This is a genomic window from Bradyrhizobium sp. 186 (genome assembly GCF_023101685.1).
Taxonomy (GTDB): Bacteria; Pseudomonadota; Alphaproteobacteria; order Rhizobiales; family Xanthobacteraceae; genus Bradyrhizobium.
In genome coordinates this window covers 3,402,963-3,424,157 of the sequence record NZ_CP082164.1, presented here as the reverse complement: position 1 = coordinate 3,424,157, position 21,195 = coordinate 3,402,963, and the positions used below count along the sequence as shown (strand labels likewise).

General features: G+C 59.3%; 19 protein-coding genes. 2 read left to right on the top strand and 17 right to left on the bottom strand.

The window, feature by feature from the left end:
- The first annotated feature begins 4 nt into the window (after positions 1–4).
- Positions 5–1,216: a glycosyltransferase family 4 protein gene (locus IVB18_RS16330; protein WP_247990064.1), complete on the top strand. Its 1,212-nt coding sequence runs from the start codon at positions 5–7 to the stop codon at positions 1,214–1,216.
- Between the two features lie 517 nt (positions 1,217–1,733).
- Here the strand turns inward: IVB18_RS16330 and IVB18_RS16325 are convergent.
- The 15 genes from IVB18_RS16325 to IVB18_RS16255 form a co-directional block, all read right to left on the bottom strand.
- Positions 1,734–2,789, bottom strand: a complete 1,056-nt coding sequence (locus IVB18_RS16325; RefSeq protein WP_247990063.1) for a glycosyltransferase family 1 protein — start codon at positions 2,787–2,789, stop codon at positions 1,734–1,736.
- A gap of 134 nt (positions 2,790–2,923) precedes the next feature.
- Positions 2,924–3,844, bottom strand: a complete 921-nt coding sequence (locus tag IVB18_RS16320; RefSeq protein WP_247990062.1) for an SDR family oxidoreductase — start codon at positions 3,842–3,844, stop codon at positions 2,924–2,926.
- On the bottom strand, positions 3,841–4,692 hold the full coding sequence (locus IVB18_RS16315; protein WP_247990061.1) for a class I SAM-dependent methyltransferase: 852 nt from the start codon (positions 4,690–4,692) through the stop codon (positions 3,841–3,843). The genes IVB18_RS16320 and IVB18_RS16315 overlap by 4 nt, the downstream gene beginning before the upstream one ends.
- Positions 4,693–4,720: 28 nt before the next feature.
- The gene (locus IVB18_RS16310; protein WP_247990060.1) at positions 4,721–5,533 is read right to left on the bottom strand and encodes a methyltransferase domain-containing protein; all 813 of its coding nucleotides are present in this window, start codon (positions 5,531–5,533) and stop codon (positions 4,721–4,723) included.
- Between the two features lie 43 nt (positions 5,534–5,576).
- Positions 5,577–6,662 (bottom strand): glycosyltransferase, encoded by a 1,086-nt coding sequence (locus tag IVB18_RS16305; protein WP_247990059.1) that lies wholly within the window; start codon positions 6,660–6,662, stop codon positions 5,577–5,579.
- Between the two features lie 13 nt (positions 6,663–6,675).
- The gene (locus IVB18_RS16300; RefSeq protein WP_247990058.1) at positions 6,676–7,245 is read right to left on the bottom strand and encodes an acyltransferase; all 570 of its coding nucleotides are present in this window, start codon (positions 7,243–7,245) and stop codon (positions 6,676–6,678) included.
- Between the two features lie 24 nt (positions 7,246–7,269).
- The gene (locus tag IVB18_RS16295; protein ID WP_247990057.1) at positions 7,270–8,628 is read right to left on the bottom strand and encodes an oligosaccharide repeat unit polymerase; all 1,359 of its coding nucleotides are present in this window, start codon (positions 8,626–8,628) and stop codon (positions 7,270–7,272) included.
- Positions 8,629–8,636: 8 nt separating this feature from the next.
- On the bottom strand, positions 8,637–9,767 hold the full coding sequence (locus tag IVB18_RS16290) for an N-acetyl sugar amidotransferase (protein WP_247990056.1): 1,131 nt from the start codon (positions 9,765–9,767) through the stop codon (positions 8,637–8,639).
- Positions 9,767–10,537: a HisA/HisF-related TIM barrel protein gene (locus tag IVB18_RS16285; RefSeq protein WP_247990055.1), complete on the bottom strand. Its 771-nt coding sequence runs from the start codon at positions 10,535–10,537 to the stop codon at positions 9,767–9,769. Before IVB18_RS16285 ends, IVB18_RS16290 begins: the two co-directional genes overlap by 1 nt.
- Positions 10,534–11,151 carry an imidazole glycerol phosphate synthase subunit HisH gene (gene hisH, locus IVB18_RS16280; protein ID WP_247990054.1) on the bottom strand — a complete coding sequence of 206 codons (618 nt, stop codon included), beginning with the start codon at positions 11,149–11,151 and terminating at the stop codon, positions 10,534–10,536. Before hisH ends, IVB18_RS16285 begins: the two co-directional genes overlap by 4 nt.
- Positions 11,148–12,527, bottom strand: a complete 1,380-nt coding sequence (locus IVB18_RS16275; RefSeq protein ID WP_247990053.1) for an oligosaccharide flippase family protein — start codon at positions 12,525–12,527, stop codon at positions 11,148–11,150. The genes hisH and IVB18_RS16275 overlap by 4 nt, the downstream gene beginning before the upstream one ends.
- Positions 12,528–12,552: 25 nt before the next feature.
- Positions 12,553–13,659: a DegT/DnrJ/EryC1/StrS family aminotransferase gene (locus tag IVB18_RS16270; protein WP_247990052.1), complete on the bottom strand. Its 1,107-nt coding sequence runs from the start codon at positions 13,657–13,659 to the stop codon at positions 12,553–12,555.
- A 13-nt stretch (positions 13,660–13,672) separates the two neighbouring features.
- Positions 13,673–14,152 (bottom strand): acyltransferase, encoded by a 480-nt coding sequence (locus IVB18_RS16265; RefSeq protein ID WP_247990051.1) that lies wholly within the window; start codon positions 14,150–14,152, stop codon positions 13,673–13,675.
- Entirely contained in the window at positions 14,149–15,210 is a 1,062-nt protein-coding gene (locus tag IVB18_RS16260) for a Gfo/Idh/MocA family oxidoreductase (RefSeq protein ID WP_247990050.1), read from the bottom strand. The genes IVB18_RS16265 and IVB18_RS16260 overlap by 4 nt, the downstream gene beginning before the upstream one ends.
- 322 nt (positions 15,211–15,532) lie before the next feature.
- Positions 15,533–17,260 (bottom strand): hypothetical protein, encoded by a 1,728-nt coding sequence (locus IVB18_RS16255; protein ID WP_247990049.1) that lies wholly within the window; start codon positions 17,258–17,260, stop codon positions 15,533–15,535.
- A 229-nt stretch (positions 17,261–17,489) separates the two neighbouring features.
- On the opposite strand from IVB18_RS16255, the gene IVB18_RS16250 reads away from it, so the two are divergent.
- Positions 17,490–18,446, top strand: coding sequence for a glycosyltransferase family 2 protein (locus tag IVB18_RS16250; RefSeq protein ID WP_247990048.1), 957 nt, complete (start codon positions 17,490–17,492; stop codon positions 18,444–18,446).
- A gap of 10 nt (positions 18,447–18,456) precedes the next feature.
- On the opposite strand, the gene IVB18_RS16245 is transcribed toward IVB18_RS16250, so the two are convergent.
- Complete coding sequence (locus tag IVB18_RS16245; protein ID WP_247990047.1) at positions 18,457–19,377, bottom strand: NAD(P)-dependent oxidoreductase; 921 nt, start codon at positions 19,375–19,377, stop codon at positions 18,457–18,459.
- 45 nt (positions 19,378–19,422) lie between these two features.
- A complete protein-coding gene (locus IVB18_RS16240) occupies positions 19,423–21,180 on the bottom strand; it encodes a thiamine pyrophosphate-binding protein (RefSeq protein WP_247990046.1) in 1,758 nt (585 codons plus the stop codon).
- Between the last annotated feature and the right edge of the window lie 15 nt (positions 21,181–21,195).

Here is a 21,195-nt window from a genome sequence, read left to right as displayed (position 1 = left end):
CGCCGTGCAGGAGGCTCCTACGTTCATCCTTGCGACCGAGTTCTATCCGCCGGACGAAAGCACGACGGCAACCTATCTTGGTGCGATTGCGCAGGCGATCGCCTCGGATATGAAGGTGGTCGTTCTGTCCGGAACGGCGGGCTCGGCCGGACAGCGAACGGCTGGAGAAACCGCGCTCGATGTCGTCGAGATCGCGAACTGGAAGCCGCCCAAGCACGCGCTTGGCAGGCGCCTCGTCGCCAGTTCGGCACTGGCGATCCGGATGTTCTGGGCGGTCTACCGGCGCGCGCGCGCGGGCGATGTCGTCATGTCGGTGACGAGCCCCTTCACGCTGCCCTATACGATCACGCTTGCGGCGAGGCTGCGACGTGCCAAAACCGCGCTGTTGATCTACGACCTCTACCCGGAGGCGCTGGTTGCAGCCGGCGTTGCGCGGCGAACATCGCCTGTCGCACGCGCCTTGCGTTTCGCCAATGCGTGGCTCTTCAGATCCTTGAGCGCGATTTTCGTCATCGGCCGCGATGTGCCTCCCCTTCTGCTGCGCTACCGGGGCGTGAGCGCGAACAATATCCATTTCGTGCCGAACTGGACATTGCTGCCGATCGGCTTCCGCGAGCCGGATCAGGCGAATCGCTTCAGAGAAGCCCATTCCTCGCAATTCGTTGTCGGGCTGTGCGGCAATCTCGGCTTCACACACGCGCCTCGCGCCGTGTTCGAAGCCGCACGGCTGTTGCGAAACGAGAAGAACATCCGTTTCGTTCTCTCCGGATGGGGAATCGGATGGGCGGAGTTGAAGGCTCTTCAGGCCTCCGAGCAGCTCGAGAACGTCACCCTGCGGGAGCCGGTGCCGGAGGACCAACTCGCCGAATTCCTGTCAGGAGCCGATGCCTGGGTCATTCCCTACCGGCACAACGTCGCCGGCGTTTCGATTCCGAGCCGCCTCTACAATTTTCTCGCCGTCGGGCGGGCCGTCATCGTCGGTACGGAAGCGAATTCCGAGGCCGGCCTCGCGGTGATGGAGGAAGATATCGGCTGGGTCGTGCCCCCGGAGGATCCAGTTGCTCTTGCTCAAACGATACTGCAAGCAGCGGCCGATCGCAGCGCAACTATTGACCGGGGCCGCTTGGCCGCCGCTTCTGCAATGAAATATAGCGCGCAAGCCTCATTGCTTCGGTATCGGGAGATCTTACGACGGCTGCTGGATGACGTTAAGTGACCAACAAGGTAATATAGGGTGACAGCCCTGAAGGAAGCTCTCTTGAGGAGGACAGGTATGAGCTTGCGATTTCTTGGTACAATCATCGGAGGTTCTGTCGTGTGCGGCTATATCGGAGTTCGAGTTGGAGCTGCGATAGGCGCCTATGCCGGACTTGATGTGGGTTGGGCTACGGCAGCGGTGGGAATAGCGACTACAATCATTGCCACGTCGGCGCATGTACATGGTACCGTGATGAACTTGCTTCTGCTAATATGCCAAGCATGCCTCTTCATAATTCAACAGACTGTCACGAGAACTCTAGCGCGGCCCGAATACCCGGGAAGGCAAACGATGTTTCGCCACCTGACGAGTTGACAGGAAGCTAGATCTGACTTCCTTTTATCTCAAAAGGTAACGAATGTCCTCCGGATCGAAGAGCCCATGGACGTCAGCCGCTCTGTCAAACGGACTTGAGGTCGTCGATCTCGCGCCATTGTGCCGAAAACTGTCAGCGCCGACAGGCGCGACGGCGTTCTTACTTGACGCCCCGTGAAGGCACAGCGCTCGCTGCGGCAGCGCGCTTGATGGCATCGACAAACTCTTCGGCGAATTTGGCGACCCGGTTTTCGACAGAGAATCCCAACTGCCTCACATGGAACGGCTCGTCTTTGGCCACTGCTTCAGCCAGGTACCCGGCAAGAGCTGCCGCATCGTCGACATTGAAGTAGGCGGCCGAGCCGCCGGTCTGTTCGCGATGCACATCCAGGTCCGATACGATCATGGGCACTTCTAACGATTTCGCCTCTTCCACCGTCGTGCTCCAGCCTTCGAACCGCGAGGGGTTTATGAGCGCCCGGCACGACCGGAGTAGCGCATAAACATGCGCGAGGGGTATCAGACCGAGGTAGCGAAAGTTTTCCTTGAGCCCGCGCTCCTCAATGTCCCGCATGATACTGTTGAAGTACGCAGGCGGCTCGTCGGGACCACCCGATACCGCTACGACAGCCTTTACCCCCCGGCCCGCCAAAATTGTCAATGCTTCGACAACCAATCGATGATTCTTGTGGCGCCAGAATTGATTGGGCAGATAGAAGTATACTTCAGGCAGCTCGTAGAGACGGATAATCTCGCGAGGATTCGCTGCAAGAAGGTCATCGGTCGGGCGACTGGCGAATTTGACGACTGACATTTGATTTCTAGCGCGCTCATAGTAGCGCCTGCAGTCATTAAGGGCGCTTTCGCTGCTCAGGATGATCGAACGTCCCGACGCAAGCTGCGCGCGGAAACCAATCTCGCGACGCCACCACGCTGCCCTCGAAAAGAGATGGGGAAGACTCCTGTGCTGCAGGTCCGGAAACCACGCAACGACAGGCAACGGAAGCCGCCAGCCGAAAAAGCGCGCGTGCTCAAACACAACGTCAATGTTCGCCGAACGAAACGCGGCGGCAGCGGCGAAATCGATCCCGGCGAGGAGCGCGTTCGGCACCCCGGAATGATCACGTTCAAAGGCTCTGTCCTTCACGACCCCGACGCGCGGGATTGCCGCAAAGGTCGCCAGTTCATTGTCGTCGTCCGACAAACCCGCAAACATCACGGGCTCCAGTTCGCCGGGACAATATCTATCGAGCGCCGTAAACAGGTTTCGGAGATAGTTGAATCCTCCTGCATGGAGGCGGCGCGGAATGAACGTGAATGCAACCCTGAGAGACGATCGGCTCAACGGAATTACTCCTTGAACCAAGCCACGTACTCGGCAACGCCTGCTTGGTAAGAAATGCTCCAGTCAAAGGGCAGAGCGTTCAAGCGAGCAGGGTCAGCGACCAGACTGAACGGATCGCCCGCCCGGACCGCCCCCGAAAACTCAACTTGAATTCCGCCCCCCCAACTGTTCGCAAGAGATTGCGCAACATCCGCAACAGTGGTCGCAATGCCCGAGCCACCATTTATGATGTCGACCGGTTGCACGGGAGAATTGCTGCCAACGCGCGCCAATAGCCGCGCCACGTCACGCACTTCGGTCCAGTCGCGTTTCTCTCCGCCGGTGCCGCCGAGAGTCAACGCGCAGGCACCATCACGCAAACGCACGCAAAGATCCCAGAGAAGTTGCTTGCGCAAGTTCGCTCCGTAAACAGAGAACAGCCGCACGATCGTGCTGCGTAATCCAAACGTCGTCGCGTAACTGCGGCAAAGGTGCTCGATCATCAGCTTGTGCTCTCCATACGGAGATACCGGCTCCGTCGCAGCGCTTTCAGCAATGGGGCCCTTGTGTGCGGCGCCGTAGACCGCCGCACTGGAAACGACAACGAGCCGGCATTCCGGTGCAGCGGTCCGCAGCCAATCCAGCAGGCGCGCGGTCGTCACCACTGTGCGTGAAAAGTCCTCATACGGTTGCGTAATGGATGCTCCCACGGAGGATCCGCCGGCCAAATGAAATGCGACCGTGGGCATACCGGTCTGGGCAGCCAGTGCGTTGAGATTGGCCGCTTCGATCTCGCCGTTAAGCCAATGGCGCATACCCAGGAGTTGCTTATCGGGCTCCCCAATCGCGCCATGGCCAACGCCAGATACAGCTTGGCCGGAATCGGCCAGTGTCCGGGTCAGATATCGTCCGATGAAGCCGTTCGCGCCAGTTACCCAGGTAGTCATGCGGCCGCCTTGTGCGCGATGAATGAATAGAGGCGCCCCGGCCGATGATCAAAACGTTCGGCAGCTGACAACATAACACGAAAAAGCGGATCCCACCTCAGGATCGTTTGCCACACCGAACGAAGCGGAAGCACTCGGCACAACCGCTCCGCGATCAGTTCTCGCAACGTGCCCGACGTATGCGGGAATAGGTTGATCGGGCTCCGGAGCGGCGTGAGAACAGTCACATCGCAAAAGCCAGCTCCCTTAACTGCGTCCAGATAGCTACTCAACAGGAAAGCGTGTTCGCCTCCGTAGAGATGATGAAGCGGATGTTGATTCAGGAAGGCTTCGAGATCGGATTCCCGGCTGATCACGTGCTCACGCACGGCGACGAAAATCCCTCCCGGCTTGAGGACACGATGCATCTCCTTGCAGGCTGCATTCAGATCTCGGGTGTGATGAAGTACTGCCCGGGCAAAAACCACATCGAAGGAGCTATCGTCGAACGGCAGGCGCTCCGAGAATTCCTCAACGACCTCGATCGCAAGCGCGTTTCTGTCAGCCAGCTCGCGTATGGCTCCTGCTCCTACGACGCGGCCAGGGTCGGGCTCCAGCGCAACGACCTGGAATCCCTCACGTGCCAGAGCGTAGCTGGCAATGCCTCGTCCCGCCCCGACGTCGAGCGCGGTCCCGGTTCGACCGTTCAAATAGGAGGATATGTGACGCCACTCCTCGCTCGAACGATACCGTTCAGCCGCATCGAGCAGGGGATCGTCGTAGTAAGCGTCAAGAACCAGCTGACAACGATCCGGCTGGTCCCGCAACCAGAGCACGGCCTCCTCCCAAGACGAAAACTTCTGGTTCATGCACTATTCACAATATCAACGTTCGCCTCTACGCCACAAGGCGCAAGCAAGCGATTGCCCTCGACGACGCCGCGCGGTCATCACCTTTTCCGGTTCCACTATGCACGTCGAAAGGAATCGACCGTTCGACTTCAACGGCCGAAGCACGCCGCCATCCTTGCTTGGTATAGGAGAAGTATTCGACGCTGTGCTCGCTAGGTCCATAAGCCTCGACAATCTGCTCTACCATGGCGTCGTCAAAGACTTGGTACCATCCTAAGTTGAGCCGGGCTCCATAAGGAAAAGAAATGTAGCACACGCCTCCCGGTTTGATGATGCGGCGGAATTCCTTTGCGGCGGCGACGAAACCCCTTTCATCGCACTCCGCACGCTCACGGTCCGACGTGTAAAGTAGAGTGTTGTCGAGCCCGACATGCTCAATGGTCGAAATGCAGACAATCGTGTCGAAAGCCCCGTCCTTGAAGTAGGTGTCACGCAGATCGCCAAAGACGTAGGAAATCCCACTATGCCAGAAGCACTGCTTCTCGGGCGCGAGCGTCATAATGGTGAGATCGCTTCCCTGCAGTGGCGGTCGACGCAAGAGATAGTCGTGGTTGAAAATGGAGCCTGCATCAAGGAGCCGGCCGGTCGGCCCGGCTCGCCGAAGATGACCGAAGACCCACGCATATTCAACGACCCGCTCGTCCAGAGCTGCGCCGAACATTGGAGGAAGCTCTTTGCCCACAGCCACCGCATCGGTGTCGATCGCGGCTTCGATCGCGCGTTGTTTTGTGGTGTGATAACCAAGGGTCCAAGGCTGCGAACCTCGCAGCCGATAGAACGGAATGGCCGCAGCATCCACGGCGCGCTTAAGTCGGAAGGTCAGAGGGTGAAGATGCATCGGTTCACATATTCGCTACGATTTCGTTGAAGCGCTGCCACTGCACCGACTTGTTGTAAAGTCTATTTACGGTTTCCCGGCCCATTCTCGCGATTCTTGAGCGTGCCTCCGTGTCGGAAAGGTAGTTCTGGGCCAAACTCCTGGCCTCCTCCGGGCTTTGGTACGCCGCGAACGTTTTGCCGTCCTCCATCCCGTCCGGATACCGGCCGGCGTCCGAGAGCAGCAGCGCACCACACCCCATCGCTTCAAAGCAGCGCATATTCCCTCTGTCGTTGCCCGCCATGTCAATAGCTCCGTTGAGCACGATCTTCGCTTGCCCTAGCAGTTCGTAAGCCTGCCTGCCCCAAACCGGGGCCTGCGCGACGGCCACAACCGCGGGCGGCCGGCGGTACTTATCAAAATACCCGAGACTTGCCAGCGGAAAGGCCTCTGCAAGCTGCGTCGATCGAGACGCATCCAGGCAGTAGACAATCTTCCACTCGCCTCTCAACTGCGCCACCCCGTCCAAGACCTTGGCACGGGCCAGGTGATGACGCGAATAGCTGCCGAAGAACAGCACGTCTATTTGACGATCTCCGAGGACATACTCCGCCATGATAGGGTCCACCGCCGGATGGAAATATTCAGCGCGGCAGCCCCTCTCCCGCCAGTCGGCCAAGATCGACGGAAAATTGCAAACGACGAGATCGTACCCGCTTAGATCCGCATTGCCGGATGGCGCAGCGCGCCAGCAGAGTGTCTTTTTCACACAGCCCGGGAGTCTGCGGACAAACGCGCTGCCATAACGCAGGGGATCCAGATTGTAGAATACTTCCGTTCGGTGGTGCTCGATCTGCGCGAGCAATATTTCCTCGAGATCTCTCGTCGCCAGCCCATGTTCGGCGGACCACAACGATTGCATTTGGGGCTCGTCTCCCAATGCGCAGAACGCGTTCGACTGCCTCGTCTCTACCGGCTCAAGAATGTGCGCAGCTCCATAGCGATGTTCGAGAAACTGCACTATGCCTTCGTCAAACGAACGCGGCGACGCGAGCTGGCGAAATACCTTCGAATAGGCTGGGCCGAGTCCGATATTCTCGAAAAGACGCATCCATCGCCCCCCGTCAGCGTTCATCTGCCGAGAGTTCTCGCACGATCGAAGCCGGATTGCCGGCCGCAATACAGTAAGCGGGAACGTCGCTTGTAACCACCGCGCCCGCCGCGACAATCGCACTTCGTCCGATCGTTACACCACGCAGGACGAAAGATCCCGCACCGACCCAGGCGTCATCTTCAATCATGACCGGCTTCTCGCCGAGGGCGAGCTCACGTGGATGGCCCGTTTGCGCGATCTGCTTGAACTGGGAGTGACGCTCCGCCGCGCGAATGGGATGAGTGAGATTGTCGAATATGTTGACCGAGTGCGCGATCAGCACCCTATGGCCAATGGTGATCTCCGCCGCGGACCAGATACGAGAGTGTTCGCCGACGTAACACCATTGCCCGAGCCTTATCCGTCCCCCGTGCGCGAATGTGAGAAGCTCACCTTGGATTATGCTGCCTCGGCCGATCGTAATAAGCGAACTGTCGCCCGCGATGTTGCGCACGCGCGCTTTACTCGTTAACCGAGCCCCGACATCGAGCTTGCATGTCGCACGAAGCAACAGACGCTGAGCCCAGTAATCCAGATTCATGTGCCGAACCGCTTCATCGTTCAGCTACCTTAGCTCGGCGTTTGACGTTTGGCCCGACGCGACTGCGGCGATCTTCGAACGACCATCCAGGAAATGCTGCACCTTCAGAATCATGACCGCTATGGCGGGTCCGCTCACTAGTCCCCCCGAAAGCAGAGCCGCCGGCAACGCGGATATCATCAGGTGGTAGACTCCGATAAACGTGCTCGCCAGCACGGCAAGTGAAAGCACCGTCTTGCCGCGCACCAGGAAAAGGATGTCGATGGCCCGACAGATCGTCCCCGCGAGGACGCTGAACACGATCACGCCGACATAGGAGAAATCGACCCAGGCGTCAGCAATAAACATCGCCGTCACGCTCGAACCGCCGCCGCCATGCCAGAGCCGTAGGACTTCGAGATAGGATGGCGCATAAACCCGACCCAAGAGGTAAGCGACGGGGCGGATGTTCGCCCCCCAACCATGAGGCATGTGGTGCGGGAAAGTGGCGAAGAACTCCAGAGCGGCCTCGTTCGAATTGTCAAAGATCCGATAATAAAGAAAGCCCAGCGTGTTCCAGGCGTCCACTTCGGGCACGGCAACCCGAATGACCGGATAGAAAATGATACTCACTGCAACCAGGCCCGCGAGTGCGACCCTCCAGCTCACGTCGTTGCGGCGGATCAGGAAGCCAACCAGGACGAGCTGAATGATGAAGAGCGCAGCCGGCGCCTTGCTGAGTGTGTCGAGCTTTCCAACGATGGTCAATGCGAACAACCCGACGGTCAACAACGACAGCAGCCACCACCTTTGAATCCATGCTGAGAGGCCCGCCCACACGATCAGCATCGGCGTCAGGGAACTAAGAAGCACTCTGTACGGATAACTCTGGCTCCCACCAAATTGCTGGCGATAGGCAATCTTGTCGAACTCACTTCCCACCACCGCCAGATAGCCTCGAATAACCGACAAATGATGCTCGCTGATCGAGATCGTTGCCATGAAAGCCACCATCAAAGCAACGACACCGGCCAACAGCCAAGGACGGTGGTGACCAGCCTCGATTCGTTGAGCATTCCACGCTTGCAACGCAGCCCGGAGTTGTCGGGCTCGGAACGGCGACAGTCGATCCACCAATTCAATGCCGACGATCATGCCAATGAACATCAACGCGATCGAAACATTGAGCGAGAGAATGACGGCCTGCAGATCCTGCGCTCCGTTGATACTTTCATATATCGTCGATCCGGGAGCGCGAGCGAGGATATAAACGAGGTAGGCCGGTCCGTGGACGAGCAGGAGAAAGCCGAGCAGAATGGACGATGCCGTCACATACCGCCCTAGGCGGCACCACAGATACAAAGCTGCGCACGAGATTGCCAAACCGGCTGCAATGTAACTCATTGCAAGCATCACAAGCGCCCCCTCACCAGCTTGCGCAACACGCCGTTGAAGCGATACAGAGTTTGGCTGTTCGCGTATTTCTGGTGCGGCACAGGAGGCAGAGCCACAAGACGGTCCAACTCCTCGACCGAAATTCGAAGCTTTTTCGCCACAAATCGCTTGTCCCTCGCCGCCTGCTCCGGGGTCGTCAGCGGCCGTTCGAGTTGTTCAAGCGCTTCGTCGCGCGTCATTTGCCCGGCAACGATCAAGGCCGAGCAGTGGAGCCGGCGCTTGTCGAAACCGTAGCGTACCGGCAGGTAAATTTCCTGATAGAACTTCGTAAAGCGGCTTTCCTGATGCTTGGCGCCGTAGTCGACGAAACCGTACGTCGCGATCAATTCGCGCTTTGCAGCCTCCTTGTCATAGGGAAGGTAGTCGAGCGGCTTCACGATTTGAAGTTGCTTCCGAATACGCGCCAGCCAAAGATAGTGCAGCGGCTCAAGCAGAGGGAAGGTGTCGAGGGTGCCGACACCGTGACTGCGGTGAATGGCGCGCAGATTGCGCGCGTCCATGGCGGGATACCCGCCCCGAGGAACATGCACGCTCTCGCCGCTGAAGTTGACGCCGCTAAGGAAGAACTTCTGCTCGAACCTTTTCGAGAGGCGGTACAGGGTCGAGAAAAACGCATGGTCCTGAGGCGCGTCCTGATTGAAGACCGACGCTTTCAGGTAGGCAAGTTGCAGGTCCCGCATTTCCTCCCACTCGACCACGTGGGTGTAGAGATCGATGTCGAGTTGCCTGACGATCTTCTCTATGTTGCGGACTGCTGCTTCCGTATTCCAGCCGCCGTCAACATGAACGGCGATCATCCGGAGGTTGAACTTACGCTTGAGAAGATGGGCCAGGTAAGCGCTGTCCACGCCGCCGCTCAGGCCGATCATGACATCGTAGGGCTTCGCTGCCATCTCCCGCTTGATGCGCTCGACCGTTTTCTCGAGCCGGTTGTACCCTTCCTTCGTCGGCCACCACTCATGCGGCTTACGCGCGAGGGCGTCCCGACAGCACACGCACTGGCCGGATTCATCGAAGGTCACGCCAGGATTGTTACTGTCCATCACACAGATCGAACACACCTGGTATCGCTGGCTGTTTTGCGACATCAGCACTCCCTCTGGAGGTTCGCTCGCATCTGCTCGATGTCGCCCGTCGAAGGGTACGTAATGAGGACCGCCCGCAGCCGCCCGAGAAACACGAAGGTGCTGCCAGAGGCCACGGCCGATGCGCCGGCGACGAGGGCTTCCACCAGGTGCCGCAGCTCGCCTGCACCTCCCAGCGCCATCAAGGGGAGCTCCACGGCCCGGGACACTCGATAGATCAGCTCGAGATCGTACCCGCTGCGCTCTCCGTCGCGATCAACATTCTGCAACAGGATCTCGCCAGCGCCGGCAGCTTCAGCCTCCTGCGCCAACCTGACCGGATCGAGGGGCGTCACGACAAGACCGCGGTCGACCACAGCCCGCCACCCCTCTGGGGTGTTCTTGCAGTCGACGCAGACCGTCACGGCTTGAGATCCGAATTCATCGGCAAGCGCCCGGATTATTCGCGCGTCCGTACCCGCGCGACCAAGCACAATCTTCTCGACACCAGCCGCGAAGATCGGGGACGCATCCGACACCGAGGTCACGCCGCCGCCGTAACTCAGCGGCATGAAGCACTCACTCGCAAGCTCGCGAATGAACCCTACATCCGGCCGCCTTTGCTCGACCGTAGCGTTGATGTCGAGCACGCAGATCTCGTCTACTTCCTTCTCGTTGAAGATGCGGATGACATTGAAGGGATCGCCGACATAGATCGGCTCGCCGAAACGGCGCGTCTTGACAAGGCGACGCCGGCTATCGAGCAGCAGGACCGGAACGACGCGAGGTCTCATCCTACGGTTCTCTCGACAAAGTTGCTGAGCAGCTTCATCCCGAACCGATGGCTCTTTTCCGGATGGAACTGGACTCCGTAAATGTTATCGTGCTGCACGGAGCAGACGATGGGCTGGTCAAACTGGTAGGTCGCCGCCACGTCGGCGGCATCGTGACATTGCATGCGATAGCTGTGAGTGAAGTAGAAGCGAAACTGACTATCGTCAGTAAACAATTTGGCGCCTTGCACGGCCTCGATATCCGCCCATCCCATAAACGGCACCTTGAGTTTGAGGGCGGAATCCGGTCGCATCCGAACCGTGTCCGCCTGGATCCAGCCGAGTCCATCGGAGGCGCCCTCTTCACTGCCGCGGCCGAGCAGCTGCATGCCCAGGCAGACACCTAGCAGCGGGGTTCCGCGGACAAAGGTCGCCTTCTCGAGTGCGGGAATGAGATTCGAAGCGCGCAGCCTCTGCATTGCAGCATCGAACGCACCAACACCGGGCAGCAAGAGGTGACTGGCCTCGAGAATGGCTGACGGTTGGTTGGTAATTCGCGCCTCATAGCCGATGAACTCCAGCATGTTCACGAGAGCGCCGGGATTTCCCACTCCATAATCGACGATGGTAATCATCCCAACTCCCTCCTTGCCCGCAACAGAGCGAAAGCGGTTATGACGCCGGCCAGCAGGATGCCAAATACAATCACCGCGACAGGTTCGAGCAGGCGCGCAAGCACGGCAAGCAGGGCGAAAACGGCTGCGCCGAGGATGCAGGCGACAGCGATCGACCTCACCAATCCCGAACTGGACCAACCCGCCGCAGCATAGCAAATTCGCAGGACTAGAACGTAGCTGACAGTCAGCGCAGCGCTTTGCAGAGCAACAGCTTCCGACAACGATCGACCGGACGCAAGAACGGCCCACAGACAACCGACAGAGCTGATCGCAGCAACGGCTTCCAGCCTCAGATTGAGATCCTGACGGCCAATCGAATCGAGAAGCCGGTCCATCCAATTCGTCAGCATGAAGAACGACGCTGGCAGCACGAGGAGAGCAGAGAGTCCCCCCGCCCCCTGCCATCGAGGCCCGAGAACGAATCCGAAGAGTTCGTCACCTCCAAACACGAGCAGGGCGATCCATGGACTGCTCACAATGAGCAGCCATCGTATGATCCGGTCGACCGCTTCGTGTTGAGCGGCAAGTCCTTCGGTGGCCGCGCGGTGAAAAAACACGGGCCTCAATGCCGAGCTGGTGAATGCTGACGGAAGGTGCGTCAATCTCCAGGCCTGGCTGTAGAGGCCGACCTGCGCAGCCGTACCGAATGCTCCAGCGATGAGGACCGGCGCACGCTCGCGGAGCAGTGAAAGCACCGTGAAGGGAAGCGAGAACTGCGGGAAGCGCCTGTTGGAGACCAGAGCAGCCATCATCGCGTTCGCATTCATGGAACAGATCGGGGCGTCGGCGGACTGCTGGACGCTGCGAGCATAGAAAAGCGTTGCGGCCGCCTGTCCAACAACACTACCAACCACCAGCCATACGCCGTCACCGCTGAGAGCCCCACCGAGCTGGACGAGATTGGTTGCCAGCGCATTCAGCACAACGCCAGTCGAGATTTTGGCAAATGCTCCCTCACGCATCAACCAAGATTGAAGCACGACGCCGAACCCGACGAGGGACAACCAGCCACACCCCAACGCTGCAGATGCCGGGCCGATTCCGAACTCTTGGATTGAGCTCATGGATATGGCGGTCAGGGAGCCGAGCACGAGCGACATGACGCAAACGACGCATACGGTCGCAAAAAAGAGGTCGCTGGCGACGGCGGAGTCGCGCTCAATCACCAGACCCAAGTCAAAGCGAAAGGAGAGCAGCGAGCCGGCGGTAATCGCCGCCGCCTGGATAGCCGCCCAAACGCCAAAATCAGCGGGAGCGTAAAGACGGAACAGGACCGGAAGAAGTGCGATCGCAAACGCCTGCGACGCGAGGGGACCGAATCCCGCCGCGATCAAGGATCGGCCCAGGCGATTGGACGATCTAGGATGGGCCAAACGTAGCAACCAGATCAATGACAACACTTTGCTGAGCAGTTGTGATCTCGGAGAACATGGGCAGCGAGAGAATACGGCTTTGATGGCGATGCGCGTTCGGGAATTCCTCCGGCCGCAGACCCAGGCGCTTGTAGCTCTGAAGAAACGGCAAAGCAGTCGGATAGTTGACCGCCGTCTGGACGCCATTTGCGTTCAAATGCCGGGCCAGTTCGTCACGACGCGGGTGCTGGACCGTGTACAAGTGGTAGACGTGCTCACGCTCGGCCGCGAGATAAGGAATAGTCAGATTTTGTATTTGGCTCAATCCGGCATCATAGATTGCGGCAGCTGCCCTGCGCGCGTTCGTCCAGGCCGAGAGGTGTCGCAACTTCACTGACAAGATCGCGGCCTGCAAGCCGTCGAGCCGGCTATTGATTCCTTCCACCTCATGCTGATGCTTGGTCAACCCGCCGTGCCGCGCAATTTTGGCCATGCGGGTCGCAAGGGCAGCATCGTTGGTTACGATGGCGCCGGCGTCCCCCATCGCACCGAGGTTCTTGCCAGGATAAAACGAAAACGTCGCGGCCTCACCGAAGGTGCCGACCTGCTGGCCCTTATATCGCGCCAAATGGGCCTGCGCGCAGTCCTCCAGAACCCAGAGCTTGTGTTTGCGCGCGATCGCCATGATCGCGTCCATGTCCGCAGGTTGCCCGTAGAGGTGAACCGGGATGATTCCGACCGTCTGCGGCGTGATCGCGTTTTCGATCGCGGCCGGGTCTATCGTGAAGGTGCGCGCGTCGGTATCACAGAAGACCACATTGGCGCCGCTATGGGTGATCATGGACGAAGTACTTATCCATGAATGCGCGGTCGTGATGACTTCGGCCCCGGCTGCGATACCGAGAGCCCGCATCGCGATATAAAGAGCATCCGTTCCGTTTGCACAGGAGACACAATGGCTCACACCGACGGCTTCAGCGAACTCCTGCTCGAAGGCATCGACGTAAGGCCCACGGATAAATGCACTGTCGCGAATAACCGAAGCGATCGCCTGGTCGATTTCGTCCTTGATGGTGTGATATTGAAGATTGAGATCCGCAAACGGTACGTTCATCGCGTCCCCTCAGTCACAGCTGTCTGATCTGTTTCCGGACGAGGCTTCGAGCGGGATTTCCCACATAGAAGCCGGGCTCGGTGATATCGCTGGTCACGACGGCCCCGGCTCCAATGACCACATCATCGCAGATCCGGACGGGAAGGATTGTGGCATTTGAACCGATCGATACCCGATTGCCAACGGATGTCGCGCGCCAAAGCCCCTTGTCGCCGCGAGCGGGCCCCCCCGTCGAAAAGGTGTCGTTGATGAAAACAGCTCCGTGACCGATGAAGCAGTCTTCACCGATGGTCACGAGCTCGCAGACAAACGCGTGTGACTGGACGCGCGTCCTGGCCCCTATCTTCGCCGTCTTCTGAATTTCCGTGAACGGCCCTATGAAGCAATCATCACCGATCTCGCAACCATAGAGATTGCAGGGCTTGACGATCTTGACGCGAAATCCGAACGTCACATCGCGGACGTCAACCTCGGTGACGTGCGGCACGTTCATGATCCCACGCCCAGCCGACATTGCTTGGGATTGAAGTAGAGCTCGACTTCCTTGCCGGTCTCGATCGATTCGTACAGAGCCGAGATGAGCTCCAGGCTCTTGCGTCCTTCGAGCCCATCAACCAGCGCTGGGCTGTGGTTTCTCAAACAATCGACAACATGCTCGTAATAGGCCTGATGCCCGAACCCATACACGTTGGGAGGATTGACCGAGAAGTTTTCGATGACGTCCGCGTCGGAGGGCAGCTCGTCGCGAAATTGCCAATGCCGGATCTTGTTGACCGCGAACCCCGCAATCTCGACCGTTCCCTTTTCGCCCAAAATCGAGAGCGAGCCTTCCAGATCCTTCGGCCGCACTGCTGTTGTAGCCTCGATGATACCCAGCGCACCGTTGCGAAATTTCAAGGTCGCAATAGCCGTATCCTCTGCCTCGATGTTCACAAGCGCCGTGGCGGCTCGCGCATGCACGCTCACGACGTCGCCGAAAAACCATTCAAGCATATCGACGTGATGGCTGGCCTGATTGGCAAGGACCCCGCCGTCGTAAGCCCAGGTTCCACGCCATTTGTCCTGATCGTAATAGGCCTGATCCCGACACCATCGCACACGCACGGTGCCGAGAATCAACTTGCCGAACCTGCCGGTCAGCAACGCCTCACGGGCCTTCAGTACCGGAATGTTGAAGCGGTTCTGCTTCACGACGAATAGCTTCACACCCGCCGCATCGCAGGCCTGGATCATGGAATCAGCATCCTCAAGCCGTAAGGCCATCGGCTTTTCGACGATGACGTGCTTTCCCGCCTTCGCGGCCTCGATTGCATGCAGGGCATGCAATCCACTCGGCGTAAGAATGGAAACCATATCCACATCGGACCGATCGAGGAAATCCGCGATGCTGTGGTACGCAGGAACCTGATACCGGCTTGCAAATTGATTTGCCCGCTCCGGGAGTTCATCGCAAACGGCGGCAAGGACCGCACCTTTGATATGCCCACCGCCCAGCAAATCCGCGTGACGCTTGGCTATGCGCCCACAGCCAAGCAGGCCAACTCTGATCATGCCTGCAATATCCCCGATAGATTGACGGATGCGGACCGCGATTGGATGCCCCAGCCCGATCGATGATCGTTTATTACCAGCATCTTACCGGTTAGCGCAAGGGAACTAACCGATTCCACGCCGCCTAGTTGACCTGTTGAATCAAAGGCTTACGGACGTTGCCGCAACATCCCGGCTGGCATGGCGTGCCGCTTGGCGTATGCTTGAGAAGGGAGCATTAGCCTGAGAAATCCCTTCTCACCGGCTGTCATTCTAGAGGATCGACCGCTGCCAATTTGCACGGACGTATCGATGAGCCGATCTATTCTCGTTTCGCCCACGGCTAGCAGGGGTGAAGTTGTGGCGGCGCGAATAGGCTCACAGGATAACCCGTGACCGGATGGTCTAGTTTGACCACACGCCTATAAGAAGACAAGTCGATACCAATCGCCTGGATCTGAGCTGGCGTGAAAGTGCGAGGTGATTCGCTGAGGACGAGCCACGTGCGAGCAAGTACTTGCGGATCAGTCTGACCGATAACTTGTTGAGCAAATCGTTCCGAGAACGAGTATCCCGCAAAGATCCATGGGAATGTGGGCGCACGCCCGCCAATCGCAAAAACCACTCCAGGTGAAGCACTCCCGAGATCCAATACTGAATCACCGTCACAAAACCCGCTAACTTTCGCACGTTCCTGCAGGTCGGTTACAAACTTGCTCGTTTTCTCATCGAGCTTGACCATTGACCCGTTTCCTACTCGAGTGGGATTGAGTTGCATCTTGACTGGTGACGCCAGCCTATACGGCTCAGCCAATCCGATTTGAACGGCAGCAGATACAAGCACTACCCACGCCACAGTGATACCTGCGCACCAGAACCGGTGCAGCGCGCGATAAGACGCAACAGTAGTTATGATGCCCCAGATCCCGCAGAAGAAATTGAGCTGCTCGGAAATGCGATCGGTACTGCCGAAGGTAGCCGCGAGCGGAATAAGCGAAGCCCATCCCATAAGAGTTATAAATCGTTGATCTGCGTCTGCTCGAAGGCGACAAATTGAGAGAACCGTATAGGCGATGGCTCCTGTAGTCGGGCCAATCCGATACACGAAATTGCTTGTGGTGAGATTGAGAACCACGTCCAGTGCAATGGCCCCGCTCGCGCAAATTTGTAAGACTGCCAGCCATGGGATCAGACGCTCGTACCTGTGTAGTACTGACGTGATAAGAAAGATTAGCCCTGAGCACAGAAACAAGAGACCGCTGGTCTGAAAAAAGCTCGCAAGGCTTACAAGGAGACTTGAATGAACTGGATGGCTTGCTCCGAATGTTGCTAAGTATGACTGAATTTGTCGCAAGACGATGTTGAGCGGCATCCACCACGCAACCATTGTCAGAAGCGCCACTGTCCATACGCCCGCGGCTAGCAGAAGCTTGCTTACGCGCCTTGTGTTGGAGGCGAAAAACAGAGCCGCAGCCAAATAGACGCACCCGTAAGCTAAGGCGTTCTGCGGCCGGGAAAACAGTATCAATGTTGCAGAAACGCTCGCGAAAAAAGCGGATCGGGGTAGTCGCTCGGATCTGAGAAGATCGGCCAATGCGCAGACCAAAAAAAGTCCACTGATGAGCGCGAACCAATTATATGAAGGGGTAGGGATCCAGAATACGTAGTATGAAAACGGAAGTAGAGCCGATGAACTCAATATCTGGAGAGCAGCCGGACTCCGAAGTGGAATACGCACGTAGCTCAGCATCGTCAGCGACGCGAGCGCTCCCAGCGCAGCAGCGATAAGCGCTGCGAGTCGCCGCAGGCCCGCAACCGATTCTCCGACCAATTCGAAGAGCGGGTGCAGGCCGTAGCCGAACAATCCGTATGCTATCTTGAACCGCGCTGGCTCTTGGGCCCACATGAGGTAAAAGGCTTCGTCCGTGAAGTCGAAGCCGCGGTCCATCCACCAGATGGTCCAACAAGCACTAAAGAGCGAGCACCCGGCGATTACCACAGAAACGACCCAGCCCACATTGCCACGGCCGATACATGTCAGAACTGAACTGAGTTGGGGACGATCGCTCACTCTCTATCTCGGTCGAATTGGCACTGCGGTGGTTCGGGGCAGCGCTCATGATTTCATTGGGAAAAGAGGGCAAGCGATAGTGGGTGCCTAGCTTCCTTCCCAGCTTCGTGGCAAGTTCACTGCTTGTCTTGTCAAGTCTAACCCTGTTGGTCAAATTTTAAATTTCGGACGTAGGCCCGTGTGATAACAAGACTCGCTTGCGTGCCGCCAATCCATCGGGGATTCAATAGTGAAGACCATCAGTATCGTTACCCCGTGCTTCAACGAAGAGCTCAATGTCAGGGACTGCTACGAGGCAGTTCGCCGGATCTTTGACGACAAGCTCCACGGCTATCAGCGCGAACACATCTTCTGCGACAACGCCTCGGACGATCGTACCCTGGAAATTCTGCGGGACATCGCTGCCACCGACAAATCGGTGCGGATCATCATCAATGCGCGCAATTTCGGGCCGCTCCGCAACACCTTCAACGGCGTGATGTCCTCGAGCGGCGATGCCGTGCTTCTGTTCATGCCGGCCGACCTGCAGGATCCGCCGGAGTTGATCCCCGACTTCGTCAAGCTGTGGGAAGCCGGCAACGAGATCGTCTACGGCATTCGCGCGGTGCGGGAGGAAGGACGGCTGATGCGCGGCTTTCGCGGCGCCTATTACCGGATGCTGACCCGCTTCTCCGAGATCAAGGTGCCGCCAGGCGTCGGCGACTTCCAGCTCGTTGACCGCAACGTCGTCGAGCGGATGCGGCGCGTCCGCGACGGCTACCCGTTCATGCGCATGATGACCTTCGAATGCGGCGGCCGCGCCGTCGGCGTGCCCTACACCTGGCGCGCACGCAAGAAGGGGCTGTCGAAAAACCGCGCGGCAGCGCTCATCGACCAGGGCATCAACGGGCTGGTCTCCTTTACCTCGGCGCCGCTGCGCTTCGGCCTCTATGCGGGCTTCGTGCTCTCCTTCGCGAGCATCGCCTACGCCGTCATCAACCTGCTGCTCGGCCTGCTCCTCTATCAGCGCCTTGCCGAGCCCGGCATCCTGACCCTCATCGTCGCGATGTTCTTCTTCGGCGGTGTCCAGCTCTTCTTCATGGGCATGCTCGGGGAATACATTCTGGCGATCTACGGCCAGGTCCGCGAAAAGCCCGTCGTGTTCGAGCGCGAGCGCGTCAATTTCGACGAGCCGCCCAAAACTTAAACCTTCAGGCTCACTTCGCGCCCTGCTCCGCGGCTTCGTGCCAGGCTAACGTTTCACGCAGCCCCTGATCGAGCCCGACCATCGGACGCCAGCCCAAAGCTTCCAGCCGCGCCATGTTCGCAGCCAGCACCATAACCTGGTCCGGCCGATACGGCACTTCGCCAAAGCCAAGTTCGCCGGCGCCGATCAGCTCGTGCAGCCGCATCACGGTATCGCGAAGCTGTGGGGCGTCGGGACTGCCGAGATTGTAGACGCCTTGCGCCACCGGGCTGCCAAGGACGAGGCGGACGGCGGCTGCCGCATCGCGGGCATGCAGGAAGCCCCAGCGCTGTTCGCAGGCGGTCAACGCCATATGTCCGTCGGCGCGCAGGGTGCGGATCAGGTTCGGAATCAGCCACGCCTCGCCATCTTTCGGACCGTAAGTCGAGAATATGCGCAGCCAGGCGAAGCGTAGCTCGCGCTCGGCACAGCGCCGCTCGGTCATCAAACCGCTCGCGAGCTTGGCAATGCCGTAGAGTGTCGTCGGCCGCGCCACGTCGCTCTCGGCGATCGCGCGATCGTAGGGGCCGTATTCGGCCTGCGATCCCGCGCCCAGGAAAATCGTTGCACCTGCCTCTGCGGCGAGCTCAGCCAACTCCACGGCATCGACGATGTTGCGCGCCTGATCCCCGCTGTTGCGTTCGCTGTTGCCAACCCCGCGCCAAGCCATGTGCACGACGGCATCTGGCGCGAAGGAATGAAGTCCAGTCCCGAGCGCTGCCGGGTCGTCCAGCGCCCCCTCGATGACGGTGAGGCGGTCCAGGACCGGCGCCAGCCGCCACGGCCTGGTGCCGGGTCGCAGCAGCACCGCGACGTCATGTCCCTGCGCGACCAGGTCTTCTGCGACGTAAGACCCCAGAAAGCCCGTGGCGCCCGTCACGAATATACGCATCGCGATCCCGCCAATGCTCTGATGTGACCTGTCGCCGGATCCATCCTACGTGGTTCGCAACGAAGCCGGTCTCGGATAGTCCACGAAGCGGTTGCCTGCCGCGTAGTCGCTCTCGCCGAGATAGGGAAACTGATCGTTGATGGGACGTCCCATCTCGAGCTTGGGCTCGATCAGCGTGTGTTCGCTCAGCATCACGTCGATCACGATCGGCCCGCCCGAGAACAGTCCCGGCTCGATCTGCTCGAGACGCTCGATGCGAGCGTAGCGCAGGCCGTAGGCTGCCGCGAGCGCCCCGAAATCCGGAAAGCTCAGGCCGTCGCGCGAGGCGCTGTAACGGCTCTGCATGTAGCTGTCCTGGAACTGCTTGATGATGCCGTACGATCCGTTGTTCATGACGATGATCGCGATATCGAGCTTGTTGTGCCGGACGGTCTGGAGCTCCTGGATGTTGAGATGAAAACCGCCGTCACCGTTATAGGAGATGACCTGTCGGTCCGGGCGGTCGATCTTGGCTCCGATCGCGGCCGGCAACGCGTATCCCATCGGCGAGTTGCCGCCCGGATTGAACAGGGTGTGACGCTTCACCTTGAACGCCTGATAGAGCCAGCAAACCGCGGCACCGGTGTCGCCGATGACGATTGCGTCCTCCGCGACGATCTCGTTGACCCGGCGGATCACGTCGTAGGGCGACAATGAGTTCAATCGCGCCGCCGAGGTGCTGACCTCCTTGTGGTAATAGCGCTGCTTCATCTCGGCGACATAGCCACCCCACTCCCGGCTCGGCGGCCGGGTATCGAGCCCGCCCAACACTTCCGGCAGCTCGGCAAAATCCAGGTGACTGACGCGATAGCCGTCGTTGCGATATTTGGCCAGTTCCTCCTGGTCGATGTCGACGACGTGGACGGTGGCGCCGGCCGCGAACTGCTTGGTATTGCCGGAGCGTTGGCGGTTGTCGAGCCGGCTGCCGAGCACGATCACGGCGTCAGCGTTCTGCAGAACGAAGTTCGCGCCGCGATTTCCGTAAACGCCGATCTGTCCGAGGAAGCCCGGATGATCATGATCGAAGAAGCTCAGGCCGGCCCAGCTCGAGACGAACGGCAGGCCGCTCTGCCGCAGCCAGTCCGCAACGTCGCGCTCGACACCAGCGAGCCCCACGCCTGCTCCCCATAGAACGACCGGGCGCGCCGCATCGGCCAGCGTCTGCTTCAGATCCGCGAGCACCTTCGCCGGCTCCTCGGCCGCCGGCGCCAATCTCGACGGAAGCAGGATGTCGTCTCCGACTTCGGCCTGCTGGATGTCCATGGGGACGTCGATCAGCACCGGACCCATGCGGCCTGACATTGCGATCGAGTAGGCCTTGGCCAGCTCTTCGCGCAGCTCGGCCACGCTCGTGACCATCACGGCATATTTCGTGACCGGCCGGACCATCTCCACGATCCTGGTTTCCTGGAACCCGGCCTGACGCACATTCGCGCCGTGGAATGCGCTGCTCTCGCGCTGGTTCACCTGACCGGTGATGTGCAGGGAGGGAATGGAATCGAAATGGGAGGTGGCGATGCCCGTGATGAGGTTGGTCGCTCCCGGGCCCGAGGTCGCCAGGGTCACGCCGACCTTGTGACTGACACGCCACAGCGCGTCCGCGGCCATCGCCGCGCCCTGCTCGTGCTGGAAGCAGGTATAGTGGAGCTTCGGATGCTGCGCGATCGCATCGATCATGAACGCGCAGGCGCCGCCCGTCAGGAGAAAGACCCGATCGCTTCCGACCCGCGCCAGGAATTCCGCAATGTACTGTGCTCCGGTCATCGCGTCATTCCCACC